Origin of the sequence: Pseudomonas sp. ITEM 17296 (assembly GCF_028895205.1) — a bacterium.
GTDB lineage: Bacteria > Pseudomonadota > Gammaproteobacteria > Pseudomonadales > Pseudomonadaceae > Aquipseudomonas > Aquipseudomonas kermanshahensis.
In genome coordinates, this window is sequence record NZ_WJRS01000034.1 from 1 (window position 1) to 24,283 (window position 24,283).

25 protein-coding genes are annotated in these 24,283 nt (G+C 63.3%); 13 read left to right on the forward strand and 12 right to left on the reverse strand.

The genetic code is table 11. The features are described 5' to 3' along the window. Positions 1-230: hypothetical protein (locus GIB19_RS25115; protein ID WP_274888441.1), on the forward strand; the 230-nt coding region annotated here is incomplete at its 5' end. 66 nt (positions 231-296) lie between these two features. Here the strand turns inward: GIB19_RS25115 and GIB19_RS25120 are convergent. Continuing rightward, positions 297-1,079 (reverse strand): IclR family transcriptional regulator, encoded by a 783-nt coding sequence (locus tag GIB19_RS25120; protein WP_027595260.1) that lies wholly within the window; start codon positions 1,077-1,079, stop codon positions 297-299. Positions 1,080-1,243: 164 nt separating this feature from the next. On the opposite strand from GIB19_RS25120, the gene hmgA reads away from it, so the two are divergent. From hmgA to maiA, 3 genes are read left to right on the forward strand one after another with little or no spacing between them, the layout of a single operon-like run. Beyond that, positions 1,244-2,545: a homogentisate 1,2-dioxygenase gene (hmgA, locus tag GIB19_RS25125; RefSeq protein WP_099430416.1), complete on the forward strand. Its 1,302-nt coding sequence runs from the start codon at positions 1,244-1,246 to the stop codon at positions 2,543-2,545. 3 nt (positions 2,546-2,548) lie between these two features. Further along, positions 2,549-3,841: a fumarylacetoacetase gene (fahA, locus tag GIB19_RS25130; protein ID WP_265968523.1), complete on the forward strand. Its 1,293-nt coding sequence runs from the start codon at positions 2,549-2,551 to the stop codon at positions 3,839-3,841. A gap of 11 nt (positions 3,842-3,852) precedes the next feature. After that, positions 3,853-4,485, forward strand: a complete 633-nt coding sequence (maiA, locus tag GIB19_RS25135) for a maleylacetoacetate isomerase (protein ID WP_274888443.1) — start codon at positions 3,853-3,855, stop codon at positions 4,483-4,485. On the opposite strand, the gene GIB19_RS25140 is transcribed toward maiA, so the two are convergent. Further along, the gene (locus GIB19_RS25140) at positions 4,479-5,285 is read right to left on the reverse strand and encodes a SirB1 family protein (RefSeq protein ID WP_099430414.1); all 807 of its coding nucleotides are present in this window, start codon (positions 5,283-5,285) and stop codon (positions 4,479-4,481) included. The two genes, maiA and GIB19_RS25140, sit on opposite strands and share 7 nt — an antisense overlap. Before the next feature lie 124 nt (positions 5,286-5,409). Here GIB19_RS25140 and GIB19_RS25145 point away from each other — a divergent pair, with 124 nt between their 5' ends. After that, on the forward strand, positions 5,410-6,429 hold the full coding sequence (locus tag GIB19_RS25145) for a Glu/Leu/Phe/Val dehydrogenase family protein (protein WP_027595265.1): 1,020 nt from the start codon (positions 5,410-5,412) through the stop codon (positions 6,427-6,429). Between the two features lie 104 nt (positions 6,430-6,533). On the opposite strand, the gene GIB19_RS25150 is transcribed toward GIB19_RS25145, so the two are convergent. Then, complete coding sequence (locus GIB19_RS25150) at positions 6,534-6,794, reverse strand: YebG family protein (RefSeq protein WP_027595266.1); 261 nt, start codon at positions 6,792-6,794, stop codon at positions 6,534-6,536. Positions 6,795-7,026: 232 nt separating this feature from the next. On the opposite strand from GIB19_RS25150, the gene GIB19_RS25155 reads away from it, so the two are divergent. After that, positions 7,027-7,497: a phosphate-starvation-inducible protein PsiE gene (locus GIB19_RS25155; RefSeq protein ID WP_027595267.1), complete on the forward strand. Its 471-nt coding sequence runs from the start codon at positions 7,027-7,029 to the stop codon at positions 7,495-7,497. A 3-nt stretch (positions 7,498-7,500) separates the two neighbouring features. Here GIB19_RS25155 and GIB19_RS25160 read toward each other — a convergent pair whose 3' ends face one another. The 5 genes from GIB19_RS25160 to GIB19_RS25180 all read right to left on the reverse strand — a co-directional run bounded on the left by GIB19_RS25160 (position 7,501) and on the right by GIB19_RS25180 (position 12,474). Beyond that, positions 7,501-7,791 (reverse strand): DUF3509 domain-containing protein, encoded by a 291-nt coding sequence (locus GIB19_RS25160; protein WP_027595268.1) that lies wholly within the window; start codon positions 7,789-7,791, stop codon positions 7,501-7,503. A 122-nt stretch (positions 7,792-7,913) separates the two neighbouring features. Next, positions 7,914-8,261, reverse strand: a complete 348-nt coding sequence (locus GIB19_RS25165) for an HPF/RaiA family ribosome-associated protein (protein WP_027595269.1) — start codon at positions 8,259-8,261, stop codon at positions 7,914-7,916. A gap of 180 nt (positions 8,262-8,441) precedes the next feature. Beyond that, a complete protein-coding gene (gene fecA / locus GIB19_RS25170) occupies positions 8,442-10,766 on the reverse strand; it encodes a TonB-dependent Fe(3+) dicitrate receptor FecA (RefSeq protein WP_274888451.1) in 2,325 nt (774 codons plus the stop codon). A 290-nt stretch (positions 10,767-11,056) separates the two neighbouring features. Then, the gene (locus GIB19_RS25175) at positions 11,057-11,983 is read right to left on the reverse strand and encodes a FecR domain-containing protein (protein WP_274888452.1); all 927 of its coding nucleotides are present in this window, start codon (positions 11,981-11,983) and stop codon (positions 11,057-11,059) included. Then, positions 11,980-12,474 (reverse strand): sigma-70 family RNA polymerase sigma factor, encoded by a 495-nt coding sequence (locus GIB19_RS25180; RefSeq protein ID WP_099430410.1) that lies wholly within the window; start codon positions 12,472-12,474, stop codon positions 11,980-11,982. Before GIB19_RS25180 ends, GIB19_RS25175 begins: the two co-directional genes overlap by 4 nt. 196 nt (positions 12,475-12,670) lie before the next feature. On the opposite strand from GIB19_RS25180, the gene GIB19_RS25185 reads away from it, so the two are divergent. From GIB19_RS25185 to GIB19_RS25210, 6 genes are all read left to right on the forward strand, one after another. After that, complete coding sequence (locus tag GIB19_RS25185; protein WP_027595273.1) at positions 12,671-12,976, forward strand: DUF3649 domain-containing protein; 306 nt, start codon at positions 12,671-12,673, stop codon at positions 12,974-12,976. Further along, complete coding sequence (locus tag GIB19_RS25190; RefSeq protein WP_027595274.1) at positions 12,973-14,556, forward strand: PepSY-associated TM helix domain-containing protein; 1,584 nt, start codon at positions 12,973-12,975, stop codon at positions 14,554-14,556. The genes GIB19_RS25185 and GIB19_RS25190 overlap by 4 nt, the downstream gene beginning before the upstream one ends. Next, a complete protein-coding gene (locus GIB19_RS25195) occupies positions 14,550-14,876 on the forward strand; it encodes a DUF3325 domain-containing protein (RefSeq protein ID WP_274888454.1) in 327 nt (108 codons plus the stop codon). The genes GIB19_RS25190 and GIB19_RS25195 overlap by 7 nt, the downstream gene beginning before the upstream one ends. A gap of 22 nt (positions 14,877-14,898) precedes the next feature. Continuing rightward, a complete protein-coding gene (locus GIB19_RS25200; RefSeq protein WP_085273957.1) occupies positions 14,899-15,456 on the forward strand; it encodes an RNA polymerase sigma factor in 558 nt (185 codons plus the stop codon). Continuing rightward, positions 15,453-16,436, forward strand: a complete 984-nt coding sequence (locus GIB19_RS25205) for a FecR family protein (RefSeq protein WP_274888455.1) — start codon at positions 15,453-15,455, stop codon at positions 16,434-16,436. The genes GIB19_RS25200 and GIB19_RS25205 overlap by 4 nt, the downstream gene beginning before the upstream one ends. Positions 16,437-16,608: 172 nt before the next feature. Further along, the gene (locus GIB19_RS25210; RefSeq protein WP_274888456.1) at positions 16,609-18,999 is read left to right on the forward strand and encodes a TonB-dependent siderophore receptor; all 2,391 of its coding nucleotides are present in this window, start codon (positions 16,609-16,611) and stop codon (positions 18,997-18,999) included. On the opposite strand, the gene GIB19_RS25215 is transcribed toward GIB19_RS25210, so the two are convergent. After that, positions 18,996-19,871, reverse strand: coding sequence for a helix-turn-helix domain-containing protein (locus GIB19_RS25215; RefSeq protein WP_099430405.1), 876 nt, complete (start codon positions 19,869-19,871; stop codon positions 18,996-18,998). The two genes, GIB19_RS25210 and GIB19_RS25215, sit on opposite strands and share 4 nt — an antisense overlap. Positions 19,872-20,113: 242 nt before the next feature. On the opposite strand from GIB19_RS25215, the gene GIB19_RS25220 reads away from it, so the two are divergent. After that, positions 20,114-21,019 carry a DMT family transporter gene (locus tag GIB19_RS25220; protein WP_274888457.1) on the forward strand — a complete coding sequence of 302 codons (906 nt, stop codon included), beginning with the start codon at positions 20,114-20,116 and terminating at the stop codon, positions 21,017-21,019. A gap of 41 nt (positions 21,020-21,060) precedes the next feature. On the opposite strand, the gene GIB19_RS25225 is transcribed toward GIB19_RS25220, so the two are convergent. From GIB19_RS25225 to GIB19_RS25235, 3 genes are all read right to left on the reverse strand, one after another. Further along, a complete protein-coding gene (locus GIB19_RS25225) occupies positions 21,061-21,765 on the reverse strand; it encodes a hypothetical protein (protein WP_274888458.1) in 705 nt (234 codons plus the stop codon). Positions 21,766-21,987: 222 nt separating this feature from the next. Next, positions 21,988-22,962, reverse strand: coding sequence for a 2-hydroxyacid dehydrogenase (locus GIB19_RS25230; protein ID WP_274888460.1), 975 nt, complete (start codon positions 22,960-22,962; stop codon positions 21,988-21,990). 202 nt (positions 22,963-23,164) lie between these two features. Further along, positions 23,165-24,112 carry a LysR family transcriptional regulator gene (locus GIB19_RS25235; RefSeq protein ID WP_027595283.1) on the reverse strand — a complete coding sequence of 316 codons (948 nt, stop codon included), beginning with the start codon at positions 24,110-24,112 and terminating at the stop codon, positions 23,165-23,167. Positions 24,113-24,283 lie beyond the last annotated feature (171 nt).

A 24,283-nucleotide genomic window follows, 5' to 3' on the forward strand; every position in this document is an offset into this window, starting at 1 on the left:
GCGGGCGACGCTCTATCTCATCGGCGCTAAAAATCTATCGCCATACCCCGGCGGCCCTAACGCTATCACCTAACAAACACCAGGCAAAAAAAAAGCCGCTGCAATCGCAGCGGCCAATCGAGACGTTAGATCAAGGAGCTTCAAAATCTACGTCGGTGAACCTCGCAGGCCTGAAGGGCGGGGGGGTAGTGCCCTTCATGCCGGCCAGTGAGTTAAGAATAAGCGCTTGATCCTGTAGGAAAAATAGCCGCTTACGACATTCACCTTTACGTTTCGGGCAACAGTGCCCATCCCGCTCACCCTTCAGCCGCGTACCCCATCCGCCAGCTTGTATCGCGCGCTGCAGCCAGCAACCGCTGCGCCGCAGGCCCGTGCTCGTCGGCATGGAAAATCGACGTCGGGCCGACCACGGTCATCACCGCAGCGATCTGCCCCAGAGCGTTGAATACCGGTGCTGACAGCGCATCCACACCGGGCATCAACAGGCCATGCACATGGTGCAGGCCACGTTCACGGATGCCCTCCAGCACGGCCGCATAATCGCTGGCGCTGTGCTGCAGCGCTGCCAGCTCCCGGTCGCGCAGCTCGTCAGTTTCGCGCGCCGGCAGGTAGGCGGCGAACACCAGGCCGGTGGACGAACTGAGCAGCGGCAGCACCGACCCGATCTGGGTCACCACCGTAACCGCACGCACCGCAGGCTCGATGCTGACCACGGTCGCGCCCTGATTGCCCCAAACGGCAATGAAGCAGCTCTCGTTCAGTTCATCGCGCAGCTGCGACAACGGCAGCGCCGCAATCTTCAGCACATCGATGCTGCCCAATGCCGCCAACCCCACGCGCAACGCCTCACGCCCCAGGCCATAGTGGTTGGTGGCCGCATCCTGTTCGGCAAAGCCGCTGGCAATGAGCGCCTGCAGGTAGCGGTGCACCTTGCTGGCCGGCATCTGCACATGCTCCGCCAGGCGTGACAGGGACGTGGAGGGGGAGAGTTCGGCGAGTGCCTTGAGGATATCGGTGCCGACTTCCGCCGAGCGGACCTTCTGCTTGCCGTTATCGGTGGGTGAGCTGGCTTTGGCCATGGGCATAGGTATCCGGATTCGTCGAGTCGCGCCTTTATAGCTTGACGCCTTGCCCGTAGCAAATTACGTTATTCGTAATCTGATTACGATAAAAACAATGCAGACGTGCTGCCACCCCAGCAGCCAGCTGCCAGCAACGGCTCTGCCAGAGCCCGGAGGCATCGATGAACCGCGACACGTCCCCCGACCTTCACTACCTGAGCGGCTTCGGCAACGAGTTCGCCAGCGAAGCACTGCCAGGTGCATTGCCGGTCGGGCAGAATTCGCCGCAGAAAGCCCCCTACGGCTTGTATGCCGAACTGCTTTCGGGCACGGCGTTCACCATGACCCGCAGTGAGTTGCGCCGCACCTGGCTGTACCGCATCCGCCCGTCTGCACTGCACCCACGCTTCGAGCGCCTGGCACGTCAGCCGCTGAGTGGGCCGCTGGGCACCGTCACCCCAAACCGCCTGCGCTGGAACCCGCAGCCCATCCCTGCCGAGCCCACCGATTTCATCGAAGGCTGGGTGCCGATGGTGGCCAACGCGCCCGCAGATAAACCGGCGGGCGTGAGCATCTACATCTACAGTGCCAACCGCTCCATGGAGCGGGTGTTCTTCAATGCCGACGGTGAACTGCTGCTGGTGCCGGAACAGGGCCGCCTGCGCATCGCTACCGAGCTTGGGGTCATGGACGTCGAGCCGCTGGAAATCGCAGTGATCCCACGGGGCATGAAGTTTCGCGTCGAGCTGCTCGATGGCCAGGCGCGTGGCTACCTGGCTGAAAACCACGGCGCGCCGCTGCGCATTCCGGACCTCGGGCCCATCGGCAGCAACGGCCTGGCCAACCCGCGTGACTTCCTCACGCCGGTGGCGCATTACGAAGAAGCCGAGGGCCCGGTGCAACTGGTGCAGAAGTTCCTCGGCGAACACTGGGCCTGCGAGCTGCAGCATTCGCCGCTGGACGTGGTCGCCTGGCATGGCAGCAACGTGCCCTACAAATACGACCTGCGCCGCTTCAACACCATCGGTACGGTGAGCTTCGACCACCCAGACCCGTCCATCTTCACCGTGCTGACGTCACCCACCAGCGTGCATGGCCTGGCCAACATGGACTTCGTGATCTTCCCGCCGCGCTGGATGGTGGCCGAGAACACCTTCCGTCCGCCATGGTTCCACCGCAACCTGATGAACGAATTCATGGGCCTGATCCAGGGTGCCTACGATGCCAAGGCCGAGGGTTTCCTGCCGGGCGGCGCTTCGCTGCACGGGGTGATGAGCGCCCATGGCCCCGACGCCGAGACTTGCGACAAGGCCATCGCCGCCGACCTCGCGCCGCACAAGATCGACAACACCATGGCCTTCATGTTCGAGACCAGCCAAGTGCTGCGCCCGAGCCGCCATGCGCTCGAATGCCCGCAATTGCAGGCCGACTACGATAGTTGCTGGGCCACCTTGCCGAGCACATTCAACCCGAACCGGAGATAACCCATGAACCAGACCGCCATTACCCGTAGCTGGGTCGAGCATGCCAACGGGCACAGCGATTTCCCGCTGCAAAACCTGCCGTTGGGCATCTTCAGCCGGCCGGGTGAAGCGCTGCGCTGCGGCGTGGCCATCGGCGATGCCATCCTTGACCTGGAAGCGGTGCTCGCTGCGGGTTTGTTCGACGGCGAGGCCAAGGCTGCGGTGGAGGCTACCCGCGGTGGTGCACTGAACGCCTTCTTCGCCCTCGGTCGTGGCGCCCGTGTCGCCCTGCGTGAGCGCCTGCTAGCGCTGCTCGGCGAACACAGCGAACACCAGTCGGCGCTGAAAACCGCGCTTTACCCAGCCAGTGATTGCCAACTGCATGTGCCGGCGAAGATCGGGGACTACACCGACTTCTATGTCGGCATCGAACACGCCAAGAACGTCGGCAAGCTGTTCCGCCCGGACAACCCGCTGCTGCCCAACTACAAGCATGTGCCGATCGGTTACCACGGTCGCGCTTCGACCATTCGCCCCTCCGGTACCGATGTGCGCCGACCCAAAGGCCAAACCCTGCCGGCCGGGCACACCGAGCCAAGCTTCGGGCCCTGCGCGCGCCTGGACTACGAGCTGGAGCTGGGTATCTGGATTGGCCAGGGCAACGACATGGGCGAGTCGATCCCGGTGGGTGATGCCGCCGAGCACGTCGCCGGCTTCTGCCTGCTCAACGACTGGTCGGCGCGTGATATCCAGGCCTGGGAATACCAGCCACTGGGGCCGTTTTTGTCCAAGAGTTTCATTACCAGCATTTCGCCCTGGGTGGTGACCGCCGAGGCCCTGGAGCCGTTCCGCACTGCGCAGCCGGCGCGCCCGCAAGGCGATCCGCAGCCGCTGTCCTACCTGATGGATGCACGTGACCAGGCCAAGGGTGCGTTCGATATCGAACTGGAAGTGCTGCTGCTGACCGAGCGCATGCGCGAGCAAGGCATTGCGGCTCACCGGCTGACCCTGAGCAACACCCGCAGCATGTACTGGACCGTGGCGCAGATGGTTGCCCACCACAGCGTCAACGGTTGCCAGCTGCAACCGGGCGACCTGTTCGGTTCGGGCACACTGTCGGGGGCAACGCCAGGCTCTTTTGGCAGCCTGCTAGAGATCACCGAGGGTGGCAAGCAGCCGGTGGAACTGGCCAGCGGCGAGGTGCGCAAGTTCCTCGAAGACGGCGACGAAATCATCCTGCGTGCCCGTTGCACGCGTGATGGTGTGGCCAGCATCGGCTTCGGCGAATGCCGCGGCAAAGTCATCGCAGCCAACTGAGGGGCAGGGGTATGGAGCTGTACACCTACTACCGTTCCACCTCGTCCTACCGGGTGCGCATCGCGCTGGCGCTGAAGGGGCTGGGTTACCAGTCCTTGCCGGTCAACCTGCTCAAGGGCGAGCAGCGCGGTGCGGACTATGTCGCCGTGAACCCGCAGGGCCGTGTACCGGCCCTGCGCACCGACAGCGGTGCGCTGTTGGTGCAGTCACCGGCGATCATCGAGTACCTGGAAGAGGTTTATCCACACCCTGCGCTGCTGCCGGGCACGGCCGAGGCGCGGGCCAAGGTGCGCGGTGTGGCAGCGATCATCGGCTGCGATATCCACCCATTGCACAACGTCAGCGTACTTAACCTGCTGCGCCAGGCAGGGCAGGACGAGCCTCAGGTCAACCAGTGGATCGCGCACTGGATCGGCCAAGGGCTGTCGGCGGTCGAGCAACTGATCGGCGACCAGGGCTTCTGCTTTGGCGACACGCCGGGCTTGGCGGATGTCTACTTGCTGCCGCAGGTGTACGCTGCCGAGCGGTTCAACATCGACCTGGGCGGTTACCCGCGCATTCGTCGGGTCGCCGCCCTGGCGGCCCAGCACCCGGCGTTCATTCAGGCGCATCCTTCGCAGCAGCCGGATACCCCGGCTCAGTGAATCGAACGGTTCACCGTCGGGAGTTTGCCGATCCGCTCGGAAAGCTTCAGGCGCTGGACCGGGTCTTCTGTGAGTAGCAGGGCATGCTCCAGGTCGAAACGTTCGGCCTGCGGGCAATCCAGAAACTGGTAGAGCGATGCGCGGGTGGTGTAGTCGCTGACCTGCACCGGGCCCAGCTGCATCACCCGTTCGGCGTCGATCAACGCCGCCAGGTGGTTGTCGTTGCTGATGTGCAATTGGCGCAGGTTGCGTGACAGGCGTTGCAGCATCTGCCGTGGGCTGGCCGTGCGCATGTGCTCTGCACTCAGCGGCACGTGTGGGCCGAACTGGCGGGCGAGCAGGTCGCGGCAATCGCTGGGGTACAAGCGCCTGCCGCCGCAAGGGTCGAGCAGGTGGTCGGCACCGGGCACGCGCAGCAGGAAGTGGCCGGGAAATGCAACGCCTTCTAGCGGGATCGACAGGCGCCCAGCCAGCTCCAAGGCCAGGATGGCCAAGGTCAATGGCTGGCCACGGCGGCGCTGCAGCACTTTGTCCATCATCGCCGCGTGCGGCCGCAATGGGTGATATTCATCTTGTTGAAAGCCCAGTGCATTGAGTTGGCGCAGCAGCGGCTGGGCCAGTTCGCACAGGGGCAGCATCGGCAGGTTGGCGCTGATCTCGCGGTGCAGGTCGTGCAGCAGGGCAAGGCTGTTCGCGGGCTCGACATTTCGGTCGTGCTCGGCGGCCATCCACAATGCGGCTTCCAGCAGGGCGACAGGCTCGCGTTCCAGGCAGGCCAGGCAGGCTTGACGTGGCTTCATGGGGCTTCTCCACACACGTTTAACTATTAGCTGTGGCGCGCGGTTTCGTCCAGTGGTCTGACCGAGGCTTCCCGTACTTGGGCCTGCCTATACTGATAGGAGCACCTCGCTGGGGAGCCCGTCGATGTTCGCGCTAATGCAAAGCACCCGTACCCAATCGCTGCACCTGTTCATCGACCCGCCAACGGGGCTGAAAGCGGTGGTGGCGATCCACAGCGAGCAGCTGGGCCCCGCCATGGGCGGTTGTCGCTACCTGCCTTACGCCGATGACGAGAGCGCCATGGTCGACGCGATCCGCTTGGCCCAGGGCATGAGCTACAAGGCCGCGCTGGCCGGTTTGGCCTTGGGCGGCGGCAAGGCAGTGATCATGCGCAACCCCCATGTGGAAAACCGCGCTGCGCTGTTCGAGGCATTCGGCCGTTTCGTCGATACCTTGCAGGGGCGCTTCATCACGGCTGTGGACAGCGGTACCTCCACGGTGGATATGGACTGCATCGCGCAGAGCACGCCGCATGTGACCAGCACAACAGCCTCGGGGGACCCTTCGCCCCATGCCGCCATGGGCGTGTTCGCCGGCATCCGCGCCACGTCGAAAGCACGGCTGGGCAGTAACAACCTGGAAGGCTTGCGGGTGGCCGTACAAGGGCTGGGCAACGTTGGCTATGCCTTGGCCGAGCAACTGCACGCGGCGGGTGCAGAGCTGTTGGTGAGCGACCTGGACCCCGGGCGGGTGCGGTTGGCGGTCGAGCAGTTCAATGCCCACCCGGTGACCAACGATGCCTTGATCAGCACCCCCTGCGACATCTTCGCCCCGTGTGGCGTAGGGCCTGTGCTGAACGGGCAGAGCGTGATGCAGCTGCGCTGTGCGGCGGTGGCGGGGGCGGCGAACAACCAGCTGACCACCCTGCAGGTTGCCGACCAGTTGGAATCGCGCGGGATACTGTATGCGCCCGACTATGTGATCAATGCCGGTGGGCTGATCTACGTAGCGTTGACCCATCGGGGCGAAGACCTGGGGACCATCACCGCGCACCTGGCGCGCATTCCTACGCGGCTCACCGAAGTGTTTGGCCATGCCCAGGCAGAGAAGCGCTCGCCGGCGCGGGTGGCGCAGATGCTGGCAGAGCGGCTGCTCTACGGCTAAGCCTGACGCTCCCCCTGTAGGAGCAGCCTTGTGCTGCGAAAGGGCCGGTATGGCTAGCATTAATTGTTCGACTTCAAGGGCCTCATCGCAGCCCAAGGCTGCTCTTACTGGGCTTGGCCTTCGAGCAACTCTGCCAACGCATCTGGCTGGCTCTTGAACGCCCGGGCGAACACGTCGCGGTTCTTGGCCATGTAGATACCGGCTTCCTCGACCTGTTGCTCGGTCAGCGATGGCACCGCCTTGTGCAGCACTTCTGCCAGGCGCTCGGCCAGTTCGAGCATCTTGTCGTGACGATCTGCTTCGGCCTTATCCATGAACAAGCGCTCCGGGTCGCGGCTGCTGCGGTACACCACTTCGACGGCCATTCATCACCTCTATGCCTTTTTGCTGGTTGGGTTGCGTTTTACTGTATCTTTATACAGTAATGGCATTGGGCATCGTTGCGCAACCAGAATCTTCCCGCAAAAGCGTAGCCCACAGGTGCCTTGCGGCAATCGGTCGCCTTCCAAGGCGAGGGCCTGGCCCTTTAACTGCATGGCACAAGCGTCACACAGGTGACGCATCATCCTTCATGGCGTATCGGGGAATGGGACAATCGTGAACATCAAATGGGCTGAAAAGCTGCGCAAGGGCCTGCACGGCTCGGCCGACTCGCTGGGCAACCTGTGCGTCGAGGCATTCCATTATCTGGCGCTATTCGGCATTGGCGCCATCACCGCCTACGCGGCGGTGATGACCTTCCTGGACATGCTCGGCAAAGGCGGGGTCAGTGTCGATGACATCCTGCTGCTGTTCATCTACCTAGAGCTGGGGGCCATGGTTGGGATCTACTTCAAGACCAACCACATGCCCATCCGCTTTTTGCTGTACGTGGCGATCACCGCGCTGACGCGCTTGCTGATCGGCGATGTCTCGCACCACAAGGCGCCGGACGAGGGGCTGTTGTACCTGTGCGGTGGCATCCTGTTGCTGGCGTTCTCGATCCTGGTGGTGCGCTACGCGTCGTACCGCTACCCCTCGACCAAGGTGCTGGATGCCAATGGCAAGGAAGTGGACGAGGGCAAGTAGCCCTCAGTTGGCCACGAAATGACGCGGCGCATGCTGCGCATCGCGGGTGAGTGCGGCGAGCACTTGCATCGGGTTCTGGCTCAGTTCGATGGCCAGGCCCAGGCGGATGCTGTCGATGACCCGCTGCAAGCGCACCGGGTCGTTACGCTGAGCCTGGCTGATCAGGCGCTTGGCGACCACGCCAGCGTCGTCGGCAAGGGTGAGCATGATGCTGCCATCCAGGTCGACGATGCTCAGGTTGACCCGGTACTCGGGGGCGAAGGCGGCGCTGATCTGTGCGAAGGGGTTGTTCATGGTCATGCGTTCTGCAGCGATTGAGTGCAGGGGTTGACCGGCATGAGCGCGCGTTGGTTCAGCGCCGTTGATCGACAGAAACGAAAACGCCCGGCACTAGGCCGGGCGTTTTGTTACCACCCTCAGGCGTCGGGGTCACTTAGCTCCAGCACGCCGCGCTTGCTGCGCAACTTGCCGTAGAAGTGTTCAAGCGCGTGGTTGAGCTTGGTAGCGGCGCCATCGACCGCCTGGTCCAGCGAGGTGGCGGTGTGGGTCACGGAAATCGGTTGGTGGCCTTTCGGGCGAGCCTCCATTTGGCAACGTTTGTCATGCGGTCCGGGTTTGGCGCCGTTCTCGTCGCGCAGGTGCACCTCGATGCGGGTGAGGTCGTCCTCGTAACGTTCCAGTGAGCTTTCCAGCGTACTGCGGACCCACTCGTCGAGCCGGGCGTTACCTTCGATATGGTTGCTGCTGTTGACCTGGATTTGCATGATTCAATCCTTATTCAGCTTGCTCGCATGGAGGCGTGCCTAGGCCCTTGAGACCCTTGGAATTTCTGCGCCTCTTGACTCTAAGGTCAGGCAACGGCGGAATGATTTCAAGCCCTTTTTGAAAATAAATTTCTTGTTGCAACTGCAAGGCGAGGGCCGCGCAGCGACCCCCGGGTTTCGTCAGAAGGCTACCGAGGTCTGCACGTAGAGGGTCCTTGGTTCACCCACATACTTACCCTTGTTGTTGTCGTCGAACGAACGCGTGTAGTACTCGCGGTTGAACAGGTTCTTCACGCCTACCGCCACCTTCAGGTTCGACAGCTGCGGGCCAAAGTCATACCCGGCGCGGGTGCTGACCAGCATGTAGCCGGGGATACGCCCGGTGCTGCCATCGGCACTTTCCTGGCCGGTATTGGCGTTGTCGGCATACTGGCTGCTCTGGAAGCTGCTATCCAGGTCCACCTGCCATGGGCCTTCGGTGTAGCCGACGCCCAAGGTGCCCTTGTGCCGTGAAGAGAACGGCACCTGATTGCCCTTGTTCGGGCCGTCTTCGCGAATGGTGGCATCGACGAATGCGTAGCTGGCATGCACGTCGAAGCCGGCCAGTGCCGGGCTCAGGCCGTCGAGGGCATAGCGGATGCTGGTCTCGATGCCTTGGTGACGGGTCTCACCGCGCGCAATCACCGAATCGTTGGTCTGGTTGCTTTCATACTGGTTGTCGAAGTTGATCAGAAACGCGCCGATCTCCGCTTGCACGTCGCCATTGTCGTAGCGGGTGCCGACTTCCCAGGTGCGTGCTTTTTCGGGTTTTACTTCACCGCTGCTGACGCGGTTGGGCATCTGGCTGTACTGCACGCTGCCGAACGAACCCTCGGTGTTGGCATACAGGTTCCAGCTGTCGGTGAGGTGGTACATCACGTTCAACGCCGGCAACGCGGTGTTGTAGCTGCCCTGGTAACGCTGGCCATTGAGCGTGTTGCTCTGTTCGGAGTCGATCATCTCGTAGCGTACGCCCGGGGTGATGGTCCAGCGGCCGATGTCGATACGGTCGTCCAGGTAGATGGCGTGGGCTTCGGTGCTGCCGCGGGTATCGCGGTCGTTGCGGCTGGCAGTGGTCGGAAGGTCGCCGTTGACCGGTTCGCGGAAGCGCAATTCGTGGCCGGCTTCGTTGACATAGCGGTAGCCGATGCCCAGTTCGTGCCAGCTGTCACCCAGCGCAACGCCTTGGGAGAATCGGGTTTCGATACCGCGCACCCAGTATTCGCGCGGCGACAGCGAAACGAAGCTGCCCTGGTCGAGGTAGCCACTGCGCAGGGTTTTGGTGAAGAAGCTGTTGACGCTGAACTGGCGGTCGTCTTGCTTGTAGTCGTAGCCGACGTTGACCAGCGTGCGACGGCCCCAGAACTTGTCCTTCAGGCGCGTCGACTGGTACGGGTCGGCATCGAAATCGGCGGTGCTCAGGCCGCCGGGCATGTCGGCTTCGCCTTCGTAGTATTGGGCCATGGCGTGCAGGCTGTTGGCCTCATCCAGTTGCAGCTTGCCCTTGAGGATCAGGTCATCGATCTGCGTGTCGCTGTGCTCGCGCCAGTCGCCGCCACGGGTGCCAGAGTAGAGCAGGGCGCCGCCCAGGCCGTTGGCATTGGTGCCGCCGACCAGCAGGTTGGCGCTGTTCTTGAAACCGTCGTGGCTCGAGGACGGGCTGATCTGGTTTTGCATGGCGGCCTTGAAGGTGGCCTCCTCAGGGATTGCACGGGTCACGAAGTTGACGATGCCGCCGACGTTCTGCGGGCCATAGCGCACCGCGCCGCCGCCGCGCACCACGTCCACGGCATCCATGTTGCCCATGCTGATCGGCGCCAGGGACAACTGAGGCTGCCCATACGGCGCGAACGGCACCGGGATGCCGTCCATCAGCACGGTGGAGCGCGACGCCAGGCGTGGGTTGAGGCCGCGGATACCAAAGTTCAGTGCCAGGTCGTGGCTGCCGGTGCCGTTGTTGTCTGGCGCATTCACCCCAGGGATGCGGTTGAGCACTTCGCGCGCGGTGGTGGCGCCGCTGCGTTCGAAGGCTTCACGGCGCACGACGTCGCGGGCGCCGGGGTGTTCGAAGACGTTGTCTTGCTGGGCTTCGGCCAACCAGTCGCCGACCACCGTTGAAGCCCCCAGCTCGACGGCGGCGCTGGTGCTGGCGGCACTCAGCGGCTGCAGGCTGAAGGCGTTGTCGGTTTCTTGCCGGGCTTGCAGGCCACTGCCGCGCAGCAGCGCGTCGAGGCCCTGGCGCACGTCGTACTGGCCGTCCAGGCCCGGGGTGTTCATGCCTTGGGTCAGTTGCGAGCCGAACGAGATCAATGCGCCGCTCTCGCGACCGAACTGGTTGAGGGCGTCTTCAAGGGAGCCGGCGGCGATGTGGTAGGTGCGCGCTTCGGCGTGGGCCGCGGGGCTGGCGAGGCCGAGGGTGGTGGCGAGCAGCAGGGCGTGGACGAGGGGGCTGGGGCGCAACGGCATGGGTGAGGTCCTGAGAGAAGGGGTTTGCCTTGTCTGTCACGCGAACGTTGGGAAATGGCTCAGGTGAATGCAAAAAATCTGCGGCTGCTGTGCAGCCTATGGCCGGCAAGCCAGCGTCCACAGGTAACTGCGCAGGCTCAGACCTGGTGAGGACCCTGTGGGAGCGGGCTTGTCCCGCGAATGGGGATACGCGGTGCATGGCACCGGCTTCGCCGGTGTTCGCGGGGCAAGCCCGCTCCCACGGCTGTAGTGATTGCGAGGGTGGCGCTGTACGTGTAGGCCCGGCGACCTCACGTCAGGCTATCGACCGTCACCCAGTACCGGGTAAACCGTCGCACCCGCACCGGCAATGCCACCTCCAGCATCTGCAGAATTCGCTCACTGTCATCCAGCGGGTAAGACCCGGAAATCCGCAGGTCGGCAACCCGCTCGCTGCACCCCAGTTGCCCCTGCAGGTAGCGGCCGAGCTCGGCCAGGAAATCCCCCAGGCGCATCTGCGACGCTACCAGCATGCCGTCGACCCAGGCCCCGGCATTGCGGTCCAGCGCTGTGACCGCCCGCCAGCCGTTGCCCCCCAATCGGGCCTGTTGCCCTGCCAGCAAGGCCTCACCCGACACAGTGGCGACGCCACTGAACACCGACACCAGGCTGAACCCGTCGTACTGGCGCACGTTGAAACGGCCGCTGTCCAACTGCAGCGCAGCTTCGCCGGTGCGCAGCAGCAAGGGCCGGGCATCCTTGGCCACCTCCAGCGCCAGTTCGCCTTCGAGCAGGCGCACCACCCGCTGGTGCCCATCAAAGCGCACATCGGCGGCGCTACGGGTATTGAGTTGCAGCAGGCTGCCGTCTTCCAGGTTCAGCCGCCGACGCTGGCCGACCGGGCTGCGGTAGTCGGCCATTAGCCCTGGCAACGGGTTGTGCTGCTGCAGCCCCAACCCTGTGGCACTGGCCACGCCGAGCAGCAGCAAGGCCTTGAGCGCACGCCGTCGAGCGGCCGATGGCGGCGCTTGCAGCGTCGCATGCACCACGGGCGAAGCCACCCCGCGTAGCCGCTGATTGACCTGCTGAATATGCGCCCAGGCGCGCTGGTGTTCGTGGTCGGCTTGTAACCAGTGCTCCAGCGCCAACTGCTGGGCCCGGTCAAAATCATCCCCCTGGGACTCGATCAACCAATGCACGGCCTGCTCGGCTACCTGCGGAGAAAACTGGGTATTCACAGGGCGAAGTAACAGCGCATGGCCGCCTTGTTCAGGTAGCGTTTGACCGTGGCCAGTGACACGTTCAGCTCACGCGCGATTTCGCCTTGGCCCAGGCCGTCGACCTGCGCCAGCAGGAAGGCACGCTTGACCAGCGCTGGCAGGCCATCCAGCAGGCGGTCGAGCTCCAGCAGCGTCTCGAAGATGATCGCTTTCTGTTCTTCGCTCGGTGCCACGTCTTCCGGCACTTGGGCCAAGGCTAGGAGGTAGGCGCGTTCCAGTTCCTGGCGCCGAAAGTGATTGCACAGCACCCGCTTGGCGACCGTGGCCAGGAACGCCCGGGGTTCGATCAATTGCGGTGTCTCGCGTGCTTGAAGCAGGCGTACGTAAGTATCCTGCGCCAGGTCGGCGGCACTCTGCGGGCAGCCAAGGCGGCGGCGCAACCAGCCGGTCAGCCAGTTGTGATGGGCGTGATAGAGGCCTTCGACCGTGGAGGAAAGGGCGCTGGACACCGTGGATACTCCGGCGCCAAGATGCGCGATTGGAAGTAATAATTGTTCGCATTGTAGTGGGCGACCTGGTGCTCGGCAATCCTTCAGGGGCGGATCGCCGGCCCGTCAGCGATGGGCGGCTAAGCAGCGGCAATATTTTGCTTATGCGAATTGAAATCATTATTATTGCAGCCCCGAAAATGCCCGGACCTCCGCCATGAAGCGCAACGCCGCCGGTCTCCCGCTCAGCTACCGCCTGGCCGTGGCCTCACGCTGCCTGGCTGCAACGCTGGGCGGTTATCTGCTGGCATCCATGGCCAGTGTCAGCATCGCCCTGCTGGCGCCCTTGCCACGGGTCGACGCGACCCTCACGGGCTTGCTGTTGTCGTTCGTCTTCTACGTGCTGGCGTTCATCTGGTGCTTCGCTTGCCGTAGCGCCTGGCGTGCCTGGTGGGGCGTGCTGTTGCCAAGCGTGCTGCTGGGCGTGGTCAGCGGTTTTGCCTACTGGATGAAAAACCCATGAAAGAAGGCTTTCGCCAGGCCATGGCCTGGTTGCACACCTGGACCGGCCTGATCTTCGGCTGGTTGCTGTTCGCCATCTTCCTCACTGGCACGCTTTCGTACTTCAAGGACGAGATCAACCACTGGACCCAGCCCGAGGTGCGCAGCCATGCGCTCGACCCGGTAAACAGCCTGGGCTTGGCCCAGCGCTACCTGGAGGCCAACGCCGCGCACGCCAGCAACTGGATGATCCGCTTGCCCAACGCGCGCGAGGCGGCGCTGAACGTGGGCTGGCGCGACCCCGAGGCGGGGCGCCGCGGCTTTGTCAGCAAAAGCCTCGATGCGCAGACTGGCCAGCCGGTCGAGGCGCGCGATAGCCGTGGCGGCGAATTCTTCTACCGCTTCCACTTCCAGCTGGAGATGCCGTACCCGTTCGGCCGTTGGCTGTCGACGTTCTGTGCCTTCATCATGCTGCTGGGCTTGGTTACCGGGATCATCACCCACAAGAAGATCTTCAAGGAGTTCTTCACCTTCCGCCCTGGCAAAGGCCAGCGCTCCTGGCTGGATGGGCACAACGCAATCGGCGTGCTGGTGCTGCCGTTCCACCTGATGATCAGCTACAGCAGCCTGGTGCTGTTCATGTACATGGTGATGCCTGCCGGCATTCTGGCCAGCTATGGCGGCAATACCGGCGAGTACTTCAACGAGCTGTTCGGCCGCGACGATGCGCCCAAGGCTGCCAACGTCGCGACGCCCCTGGTGCCGTTGCCGACGCTGTACGCCAAAGTCGAGGAATTGGCGCCGGGTGCACGCATCGGTTTCATCCAGCTGCAAAACCCCGGTGACCGTAATGCCCGGGTCACCTTCACCCAGTCCTCGGCTGATAACGTCGCCTACCGGCGCAGCACCCACTGGACCTTCGATGGCGCCAGCGGCGCGCTGCTGACCCAAGGTGCACCGGAGAGCGGGGCGATGATGACGGCCTTCAGTTTTGCCGGCCTGCACATGGGCAATTTCGCCGGGCCCTGGCTGCGCTGGTTGTACTTTGTCTTCGGCGTGGCCGGCACAGCAGTCATCGGCACAGGGTTGGTGATGTGGCTGGGCAAGCGTCAGCTCAAGCATGCCAAGAGCGCGCACATGCCCGGCGAATTGCGCTTGGTCGAGGTGCTCAACATTGCCAGCATGAGTGGCCTGCTGCTGGCGGTGGCCGGGTTCTTCTGGGCCAATCGGCTGATCCCTGTGGCTGCCGAGGGCCGCGCCGATTGGGAGGTCAACACGTTCTTCCTGGTCTGGGCACTGTCGCTGGTGCATGCCGTGCTGCGTTCCGGGCGCCGCGCCTGGGGCGAGCAACTGGCGCTGGGAGCGCTGGCCTTCGCCTTGCTGCCGCTGCTCAATGGCCTGACCACAGGCCAGGGCCTCGATCAGTCATTGCGGTCTGGCGACTGGGCCATGGCCGGGTTCGACCTCACGGCGCTGGCCACCGGCGTGTTCCTCGCCTGGACGGCCAGTAAGATGCTGCGCCCGGCAAAGCCTGTTACCAAGCGCGCCTCACGCGCGGCCCAAAAACCGACGGTCGAGGGCGGCGAGGTGAGCGGATGCTAGGTAGTGCGCTGATCGGCTTCGCGGGCTTCGTCGCCCTGTGCCTGGCCATGGAAAAACACTTCAAGGAGCTGCTTGGGCGCAAACCACAGGCGCAACAGTTGCGTGTGCTGCGCGTCGGTGGCTGGCTGCTGCTGGTGCTGTCGCTGGTACTCAGCGTGCACATTCGGGGGTGGGCGCATGGCTTGGTGGAATGGATAGCGGTGTTGATGGCGGGGGTGACCCTGTGGGTGTTCGCCCTGCCGTACCAGCCCCGCCTGTTGCTGGGCCTGGCCGCCGTCAGCGTGGTGCTCGGCCCGCTGTTGGCCGTGCTTGCTGTGTGACGCCTTGAGCGAGCCGGGTGACATGATCGAGCCAGACGCTGACAACACCGGCGGGCGTGCGCGCTTCGTGCAGGTGTTTCTGGCGCAGCGTGCGCGCATGGAGGCATTGGTCAGCCGCCGGGTCGGTTGCCGGGCCACGGCATCGGACCTGGTCCAGGAGTTGTTCCTGCGCTTCTGGCGCCGCCCCGAGGTCAAGGTCGAAGCACTGGACACCTACCTTTTGCGCTGCGCCGGCAACCTTGCCATCGACCACTTGCGCAGCGAAGGCAGCCGCGAGCGTGTGGCCGAAGCCACGCAAGCCGTGGATGAGCAGTCCAGCGCTGCAGAACCTGAGCAAGCCCTGGAGGTCGATCACGACCTGCAACGCATCGAGGCTGCGTTGCGCGCCTTGCCCGATCGCACGCGGCAGATCTTCCTGCTCAATCGTATCCACGGCTGCACGTACAGCGAGATCGCCACGGCCATGCAACTGTCCCAGAGCGCCGTTGAAAAGCATATGATGCGCGCCCTCGAAGCGTGCAAGGCGAGCGTCGCCGAGCCCGTTTCCACCCTACGCAGGCCAGGGAGCGCCCGTCGATGAGCCGTCCGAATCCGATCACTGCCGCGCAGTCACAGGCCGCGCTGCAGTGGCTGAGCCGCATCAACGAACAGCCTGAGCAAGCCCAAGGTGCGGCGTTCAAGCGTTGGTTGCTGGCCGACCCTGGGCATCGAGAGGCGTACGCACAGGCTCAGGCGCTGTGGCAGATGAGCGCGGCGCCAGCGGCGCGGTTGGCCGATGAAGAGCGCGAGGGCCTGCAAAAGTACCTGGATGCCATGGCCAAGGCGCCTGCCCGAGGCCGTTGGCGCCAACGCGTCGCCGCCTTGGCGGTTGCAGCCTGCCTGGTGCTGGCGGTTGGCACCGTGGGGGGTTGGCACCCTGACTACTGGCTGCAGGACCTGCAGGCCGACTACAGCAGCGCCGGCAACGTCCGCCAGGTGACCCTGGCCGATCAATCGCAGGTGACACTAGATGCAGGCAGCGCAATCACGGTCGACTTCGCCCAGGGCGAGCGCCGTGTGCGGCTGCTGCGCGGGGCGGCGTTCTTCCAGGTCACCCACACCGGTGAGCCGTTTCTGGTCGCTGCCGCAGGCGGTGAGGTGCGGGTGCTGGGCACCCAGTTCGAGGTGCGTGAGCAGGGGGATGGCGCGCAGGTGACGGTGCGCAGTGGGCGGGTCGCGGTGACGCCGGGGCAAGGCGCGGTCGCCCGTGAACTGACGGCCAATCAGCAGCTGGCTTACGTACACGGCCATGCGGCCAGCACCGTGAGCGTAGACAGCGAGAGCCGCCTGGCTTGGCGCCAGGGCTGGCTGAATTACTACCAAGTGCCGCTGGCGCAGGTGGTCGAAGACCTCGGGCGCTACTACCCGGGGCGCATCCTGCTGCTGGGGGGTGAGTTGGGGCAGCGCAAGGTCAGTGGCAGTTTCCCGGTGCAAGCGCCTTTAGCAGCGCTCGATTCACTTGGCAATGTGATGGGCTTTTCGCGCCAGACCGTCTTGGGGCGTTTGACGATTATCCGTTAGGCACCTGTACCAGAACCTGTGGGAGCGGCGGTGCGGCGGTCCGACTTGCCCGCGAAGAGGCCGGCCCAGGAAAAAAATTCAATTAACGGATGAGGTAACAGGACGTGGCATCCGTGTAATGAGTGGAAGTGCGATTCATTCGCAATCAACACCCACTTACAGGTCAGCGTCCATGAAGTTCACCCCGCGTTGCGTCCCCCTCTGGCTCGGCCTTTCGGTGTGCCCGGTCATCGCCATCGCACCGTTGGCCGGGGCAGCCGAGCAAGTACAGGCGTACACGTTTGCCCAGCCGAGCCAACCTTTGGCCCAGGCGCTCAATGCCTTCAGCCGAGCCACCGGCCAGAGCGTGGTGTACACCCTCGAGCTTGCTGGCCTGCAGGCACCTGCCCTCAACGGCACCTTCAGCGCAGAGCAGGCGCTGCAGCAATTGCTGGGCACTTCCGGCCTGGCCTGGCGCCGCGTCGATGCCCGCACCTTCACCCTCGAAGCCTTGAGCAGCGACGGTGCACTCAACCTGCAGGCCACCACCGTGACCTCGCAGATGGACGCCTACAGCTATCAGCCCCCGGCCACGGCCTCGATCATGCGTGGCCAGGGCCCGACCCAGGACATCCCCCAGGCCATCAACGTGGTCCCGGCCCAGGTCATTCGCGACCAGGCCCCGCGCAACCTCGATGATGCCTTGACCAACGTCAGCGGCATTACCCAGGGCAACAACTTTGGCGGCACCTCCGACACCGTGATGAAGCGCGGCTTTGGCGACAACCGCGACGGTTCGATCATGCGTGACGGCATGCCCATCGTGCAGGGCCGCAGCCTCAATGCCAGCACCGAGCGGGTCGAAGTGCTCAAGGGCCCGGCCTCGCTGCTGTATGGCATCCAGGACCCAGGCGGGGTCATCAACGTGGTCAGCAAGCGCCCGCAACTGCAGCAGTACAACGCCCTGACGGTGCGTGGCTCGACCTACGGCAGCGGCAAAAATGGCAGCGGTGGTGGTTTCGACAGCACCGGCGCACTCGGCGACAGCAACTTCGCCTACCGCCTGATCGTCGACCACGAAGATGAGGACTACTGGCGCAACTTCGGTGTGCACCGCGAATCGCTGGTAGCGCCGTCGCTGGCCTGGCGGGGCGAGGACACCCAGGTGGTGGTGGCGTACGAGCACCGTGAGTTTCTTTACCCGTTCGACCGCGGCACGGCCTTTGGCAGCAACGGCCACCCCTTGGACATTCCGGCCACGCGTCGCCTGGATGAGCCATTCAACGACATGGAAGGGCGCTCTGACCTGTATCGCCTGGAGGTCGACCACCAATTGGCCGACGATTGGAAGCTGCACTTCGGCTACAGCTTCAACCGCGAGACCTACGACGCCAGCCAGGTCCGCGTGACGGGCGTCAACGAAGCCACGGGCACGCTGACGCGCAGCATCGACGGTACGCACAACGCCATGAGCCGCGACCAGTTCGCCACCCTGAGCCTTGCGGGCAATGTCGAGCTGGGCGGCCTGCAGCATGACCTGTTGTTCGGCCTCGATCACGAAGACCGCAAGGTGTTTCGTGGCGACCTGATCCGCCAGACGGCGCAGTCTACCTTCAGCTATGAAAACCCGGTCTACGGCCAGGAAGTGGAGGGCAGCAGCGTGCGCGCCAGCGACAGCGACCAGACCGACAAACTGCGCACCGACGCGCTGTTCGTGCAGGACGCCCTGCACCTGGACGAGCACTGGATACTGGTGGCCGGTGCGCGCTTCCAGCAGTTCGACCAATACGCCGGCCGCGGTCGCCCGTTCAAAGCCAATACCGACACTAGCGGCCAGGCCTGGGTGCCGCATGCCGGCATCGTCTACAAGGTCGATGACCAGCTGTCGTTCTATGGCAGCTACAGCGAGTCGTTCAAGCCCAACTCCAGCATTGCGCCGTTGACCGGCGGGGTGGTGCTGGATGCGTCGGTAGCGCCCGAAGAGGGTAAATCGTGGGAGCTGGGGGCCAAGCTCGACATGCCAGGCAGCCTGACCGGCACCTTGGCGCTGTTCGACATCACCAAGCGCAATGTGCTGGTCGCCAACTTCGACACGGGTACCGGCGAGACGGTCTACAGCAATGCTGGCGAGGTCAATTCACGCGGTGTGGAGCTTGACCTGACTGGGCAGCTCAGCGAGCGCTGGAGCCTGATCGGCAGTTATGCCTTTACCGATGCCAAGGTCACCAAAGACCCGGACCTTGAAGGCAACCGCCTGCAGAACGTGGCCAAGCACAGTGGCTCGCTTTCGGCGGTGTATGACTTTGGCCGCGTGTTCGGTGGCGACCGGCTGCGCTTTGGTGCTGGGGCCCGTTATGTGGGCGAGCGTTCGGGCAACTCGACCAACACTTTCGACCTGCCCAGCTATACCGTTGCTGATGCGTTTGCCACGTACGAGACCCAGCTCGACGAACACAACGTGCGCCTGCAGTTGAACGTGAAGAACCTGTTCGACAAGGTTTACTACAGCTCGGCGGTGAACCAGTACTTTGTCGCAGTTGGCGATGCGCGGCAGGTGAGCCTGTCCAGCACCTTCGAGTTCTAAGGGCTGAAGGCTGTGCGATAGTCGCCAGGCGTCGCTCCGAGTGCCTGGCGGAAGCGGTTGCTGAAATGGCTGGCACTGGCAAACCCGCACAGCAACGCCACCTCTCCCAGCGGCAGGTGACCCAAGCGCAGCAACTGGCAAGCACGGTGCAGCCGTCGTGCCAGCAGGTACTGGTGTGGCGGCAAGCCGAAACTGGTGCGGAACATGCGCGCGAAGTGGTACTCGGAAAGGTTGCAGCGCAGGGCCAGTTCACCGAGGGTGATGGGCTGGTCCAGGTGCGCCTCGATGTACTCCACCAACTGCCGACGCAGGTTCGGCGCCAAGCCGCCTTTCAGGCGCAGCCCCTGACGTAGCCCAACCTGGCTGAGCACTGCGTGGTCGACGATTTCATGCGCCAGGCTGCTGGCCAACAGGCGCTCGCCGGGCTCGTCCCAGGCCAGGTTGATCAACTGGCGAAAGCGCGCCGACTGTAGCGGGTCATCGAGGAACGTCGCCTCCTGCAGCTGCAATTCCCGCGGCTCACGGTCCAGCAGGCGCACGCAACCCAAGGCGAACTGCGCCTCGCTGACGTACAGGTGCGCCAGGCGGATCGCGCCGTTGACCACCCAGTTCGACTCATGGCCGGCCGGCATGATGCACAGCTTGTTCGGCGCGCCCTTGTCGGCCGGGCGCTGGCGACGGAAGGTGCCAGTGCCATCGGCGATGTAGCACGACAGCGTGTGATGGCTGGGCGCCTGGTAATCGCGGGCATCGTCGCGGTTGCGCCACAGCGCCGCAGCCAAGCCGTCGCCCAGGTGCGCGCTCAGCTCCAGGCGGGCGTGGGGCGAGGCGTGCATGGCGTTGAAGACGTGCAGCTGGGAGAGTGGGGTCATGGGCGATTCCTCTGGGGCCATCGTACTGCGCTTGCGTTGCGCTGACAGCTACCTGGGTTGGAAAAGCGCAAGTTTGTGCAAGCGCAGGGCAGTGGCCAGGGGGAACACTGGGGGCCCTGGCGAGGGCTGCGCCCTCGTTCGCTACAGGTACGGCGCCGTTTTCCTGTAGGAGCTGGCTTGCCTGCGATGGGCCGCAAGGCGGCCCCAGGTTGTATGGTCGAACGCCTGAGGAGGCCCCACCTGTGAACCTGTCCCTGTACCTGCTCACCGTCCTGATCTGGGGCACCACCTGGATCGCCCTGAAACTGCAACTGGGCGTGGTCGCCATCCCGGTGTCCATCGTCTACCGCTTCGCTTTGGCCGGCCTGATCCTGTTCGCCATCCTGTTGCTCACCCGCCGCCTGCAACCCATGAACCGCCGCGGCCACCTGATTTGCCTGGCCCAAGGCCTGTGCCTGTTCTGCGTCAACTTCATGTGCTTCCTCACCGCCAGCCAGTGGATCGCCAGCGGCCTGATCGCCGTGGTGTTCTCCACCGCGACCCTGTGGAACGCACTCAACGCCCGGGTGTTCTTTGGCCAGAAGATCGCTGCCAACGTGCTGGGTGGCGGAGCACTGGGGCTGCTGGGCCTGGGCCTGCTGTTCTGGCCCGAACTGTCCCACCATGCCGCCAGCCGCGAAACCCTGTACGGCCTTGGCCTGGCTTTGCTCGGCACGCTGTGCTTCTCGGCCGGCAACATGCTGTCGAGCATGCAGCAGAAAGCAGGGCTCAAGCCCATGACCACCAATGCCTGGGGCATGGTCTATGGCGCGGCGATGCTGACGGTTTATTGCCTGTTCAGCGGAATTCCCTTCGCCATGGAATGGAACACCAGGTACATCGGCTCGCTGATGTACCTGGTCATCCCGGGCTCGGTGATTGGTTTCACCGCCTACCTAACCCTGGTTGGGCGCATGGGGCCGGAGCGGGCAGCCTACTGTACGGTGCTGTTCCCGCTGGTGGCCTTAAACGTGTCGGCGTTTGTCGAAGGCTATCAATGGACGGCGCCGGCGCTGTTGGGGGTGATGCTGGTAATGGGGGGGAATGTACTGGTATTTCGCAAACTCAAAGCCACACGCATTTCTACAGTCCCCTTACTCAGGCCGTGATGCTGAAGTATCGGTGGGTGAAATACCACCCGGTACGCATTTCACGATGCGCTGAATGTGACAGTGACGGCCTTTGTATCGCTGGAATCGTTACCTGCGCGTGAGAGGGCCGTATACATAACCGTATACTCGCCATAAATGGGTTTGCCATCAATGAAGAATGTATCTTTAGGTATTTTACCTGTGATGGGGTCACCCTCTTCCGCGCGTGGAGGTGTCGGCAACGTCACGCTAGTCTTCTTGGGTCCGATTATAGTAACAATGCAGTGGTCTCCAACTCTGTTATAGGTGAAAGGTGGGGCTGTAAAATCTAAGCTGTCATGGTTGTCGAAGTAGGTGAGGTTGAATGCTGTGGTATCCATTACCAAGGGGGGCGCTTGGATGGGTTTTTTTAAGTCGACGGTGAAAGAGGTTGTGACATCCCATTCATTATCGTCTCTTTTTGATTTTAATATGTAACGAAGGGATTGTTTCTGGCTCTTTTTGAATCGATTCGAAGGAAGTTGGAAGTTTAGTTCCTCTGGAAGCGGTGTATGGAAGTCTCGTGTAAGGATTGGCAGTTCCGGGGACTCGCTGCTGTGCGTAATGTAAAAAACGGAGGGTACAGGCCATTCGCTTGTTTCGGGGATGGTTATATTTAAAAACTCTGCCATTTTGGCGGTCTTGATGAGGTTTTCTTCAGGTCCCGGGATATCTACAACGTCATCAAATTGGATGTCTTGAAGAATCGGGTCGGTCTTTTCCATTTTGGTAGTCCTCAGAATAGCAATGAAGGTAGTGTTCTTCTGCATTGTTAATCTGAGGTGTAGCGGGTGTCACCTAGCAAAAATGATAGGTACGTAGCGTTGGCAATGGGCCAATAAGCGAGTTGTTTCAGATTGCTCGCTTATTGCAAGGGGTGTGTGCAGAGGGAGTGCGCCATTCGCCAGCAGCTTTGCGAATGGCGCGATAAAGTCAGTTGAAAACGCTCAATGCTTCCACACCTGCGGGTTCACCAAATCCTGCGGCCGCTCGCCCAGCAGCGCCGCACGCAGGTTGTCCATCGCCCGGTTGGCCATGGCCTCGCGGGTTTCTGCGGTGGCCGAGCCGATGTGCGGCAGGGTCAGGGCGTTGGGCAGTTTGAACAGTGGAGAATCGCTCAGCGGTTCCTTCTCGTACACATCCAGGCCGGCACCGCGAATAGTGCCGGCCTGCAAGGCTTCGATCAGCGCTGCTTCGTCGACCACCGGGCCGCGGGCGATGTTGATGAGGAAGGCGCTTGGCTTCATCCGCTTCAGCTCCGGTGCACCGATCAGCTTGCGGGTGGCGTCCAACAACGGCACCACGATGCAGACGAAATCGGCTTCGGCCAGCAGTTGCTCCAGGCTGCGGAACTGCGCCCCCAGCTCTTGCTCCAGTGCGGTCTTGCGGCTGTTGCCGGTATAGATGACTGGCATGTTGAACCCGAACCGGCCGCGGCGGGCAACGGCGGCGCCGATGTTGCCCATGCCGACGATGCCCAAGGTCTTGCCGTGCACATCGCTGCCGAAGTGCGCCGGGCCGACGGTGGCTTGCCACTGGCCGGCCTTGGTCCAGGCATCCAGCTCGGCCGTGCGCCGGGCGCAGCCCATGATCAGCGAGAAGCCCAGGTCTGCGGTGCTTTCGGTGAGTACGTCGGGAGTGTTGGTCAGGGCGATGCCGCGTTCATTGAAGTAGTCGACGTCATAGTTGTCGTAGCCGACCGAGACGCTGGACACCACTTCAAGCTTGGCCGCGCCTTCGAGTTGCGCACGGCCAAGCTTGCGGCCGACGCCAATCAGGCCGTGGGCCTCGGGCAGGGCTTCGTTGAACTGGGCGTTGATGTCGCCGAGCTTGGGGTTCGGCAGGATCACGTTGAAGTCTTGTTGCAGGCGCTCGGCCATGGCCGGGGTGATGCGGCTGAAGGCCAGGACGGTCTTTTTCATCGGCAACTCTCTGCAAGGCTAGGGTGGACTGCCAGGCAGTTGACCGCGTTGCGGTCATTCGCAGCACAAGGCTGCTCCTACAAAAGTCGGTGTAGGAGCAGCCTTGTGCTGCGAATGGAGGGCATCGCCCTCCCATGGTCCTGGCGCTGGAAGCAATGGTTAGCAACCTACCATTGCTCCTCCCCTCAATGCAGCATGTTTCTCAGTTGGCGATCTGCACCTGATGGGTTTTCAGGTCTGCCTCATGCGCTGCCAGAATTTCCGGCAGCGAGTTGCGCAGGTACTCGACCCAGGTCTTGATCTTGGCATCCAGGTACTGGCGCGACGGGTAGATGGCGTACAGGTTCAGCTCTTGCAGCCGATACTCGGGCAGCACCCGCACCAGGCTGCCGTCACGCAGCCCGTCGATGGCCGAATAGATCGGCAGCACGCCCACGCCCATGCCACTGCGGATCGCGGTTTTCATGGCGTCGGCGGTGTTCACCTGGAACGGCGAGCTGGTGATGTTGACCATTTCCTGGCCTTCCGGGCCGTCGAACAGCCACTTCTCCAGCGGGATCACCGGGCTGACCATGCGCAGGCAGGCGTGCTTGAGCAGGTCGGCAGGCTTGTGTGCGATGCCGTTGCGCACGATGTAGTCGGGCGAGGCGCAGACGATGCTGTAGGTGATCCCCAAGCGCTGCGACACGAAGCCCGAGTCCGGCAGCTCGGTGGCCAGCACGATGGACACGTCGTAGCCCTCGTCGAGCAGGTCCGGCACCCGGTTGGCCATGGTCAGGTCGAAGGTCACGTCCGGGTGCGATTCGCGGTAGCGGGCGATGGCATCGACCACGAAGTGTTGGCCCACCCCGGTCATGGAGTGAACCTTCAATTGCCCGGCCGGGCGGGCATGGGCGTCGCTGGCCTCGGCCTCGGCTTCTTCAACGTAGGTAAGAATCTGTTCGCAGCGCATCAGGTAGCGCTTGCCGGCCTCGGTCAGCGCGATGCGGCGGGTAGTACGGTTGAGCAGCCGAGTTTGCAGATGGGCTTCCAGATTGGAGACCGCCCGCGACACGTTCGCGGTGGTCGTATCCAGTTGCGCCGCGGCAGCCGTGAAGCTGCCAAGCTGGGCTACGCAACTGAAAGCACGCATATTTTGCAGGGTGTCCATGGGTCACTCTCAAGGTAGAGGACAAAATTGTGTCACGAAGTAACGACGAAGTTATTAAAAGATGCCTTCGACCAAAGGCTGATTATCGCGCGTTTGGTAACAAAGATTCGCAGGAATATGCGCTTATCGCCAGTCCTGCCGCCCCCTAGAATTGCCCGGCCCCTCCACCTC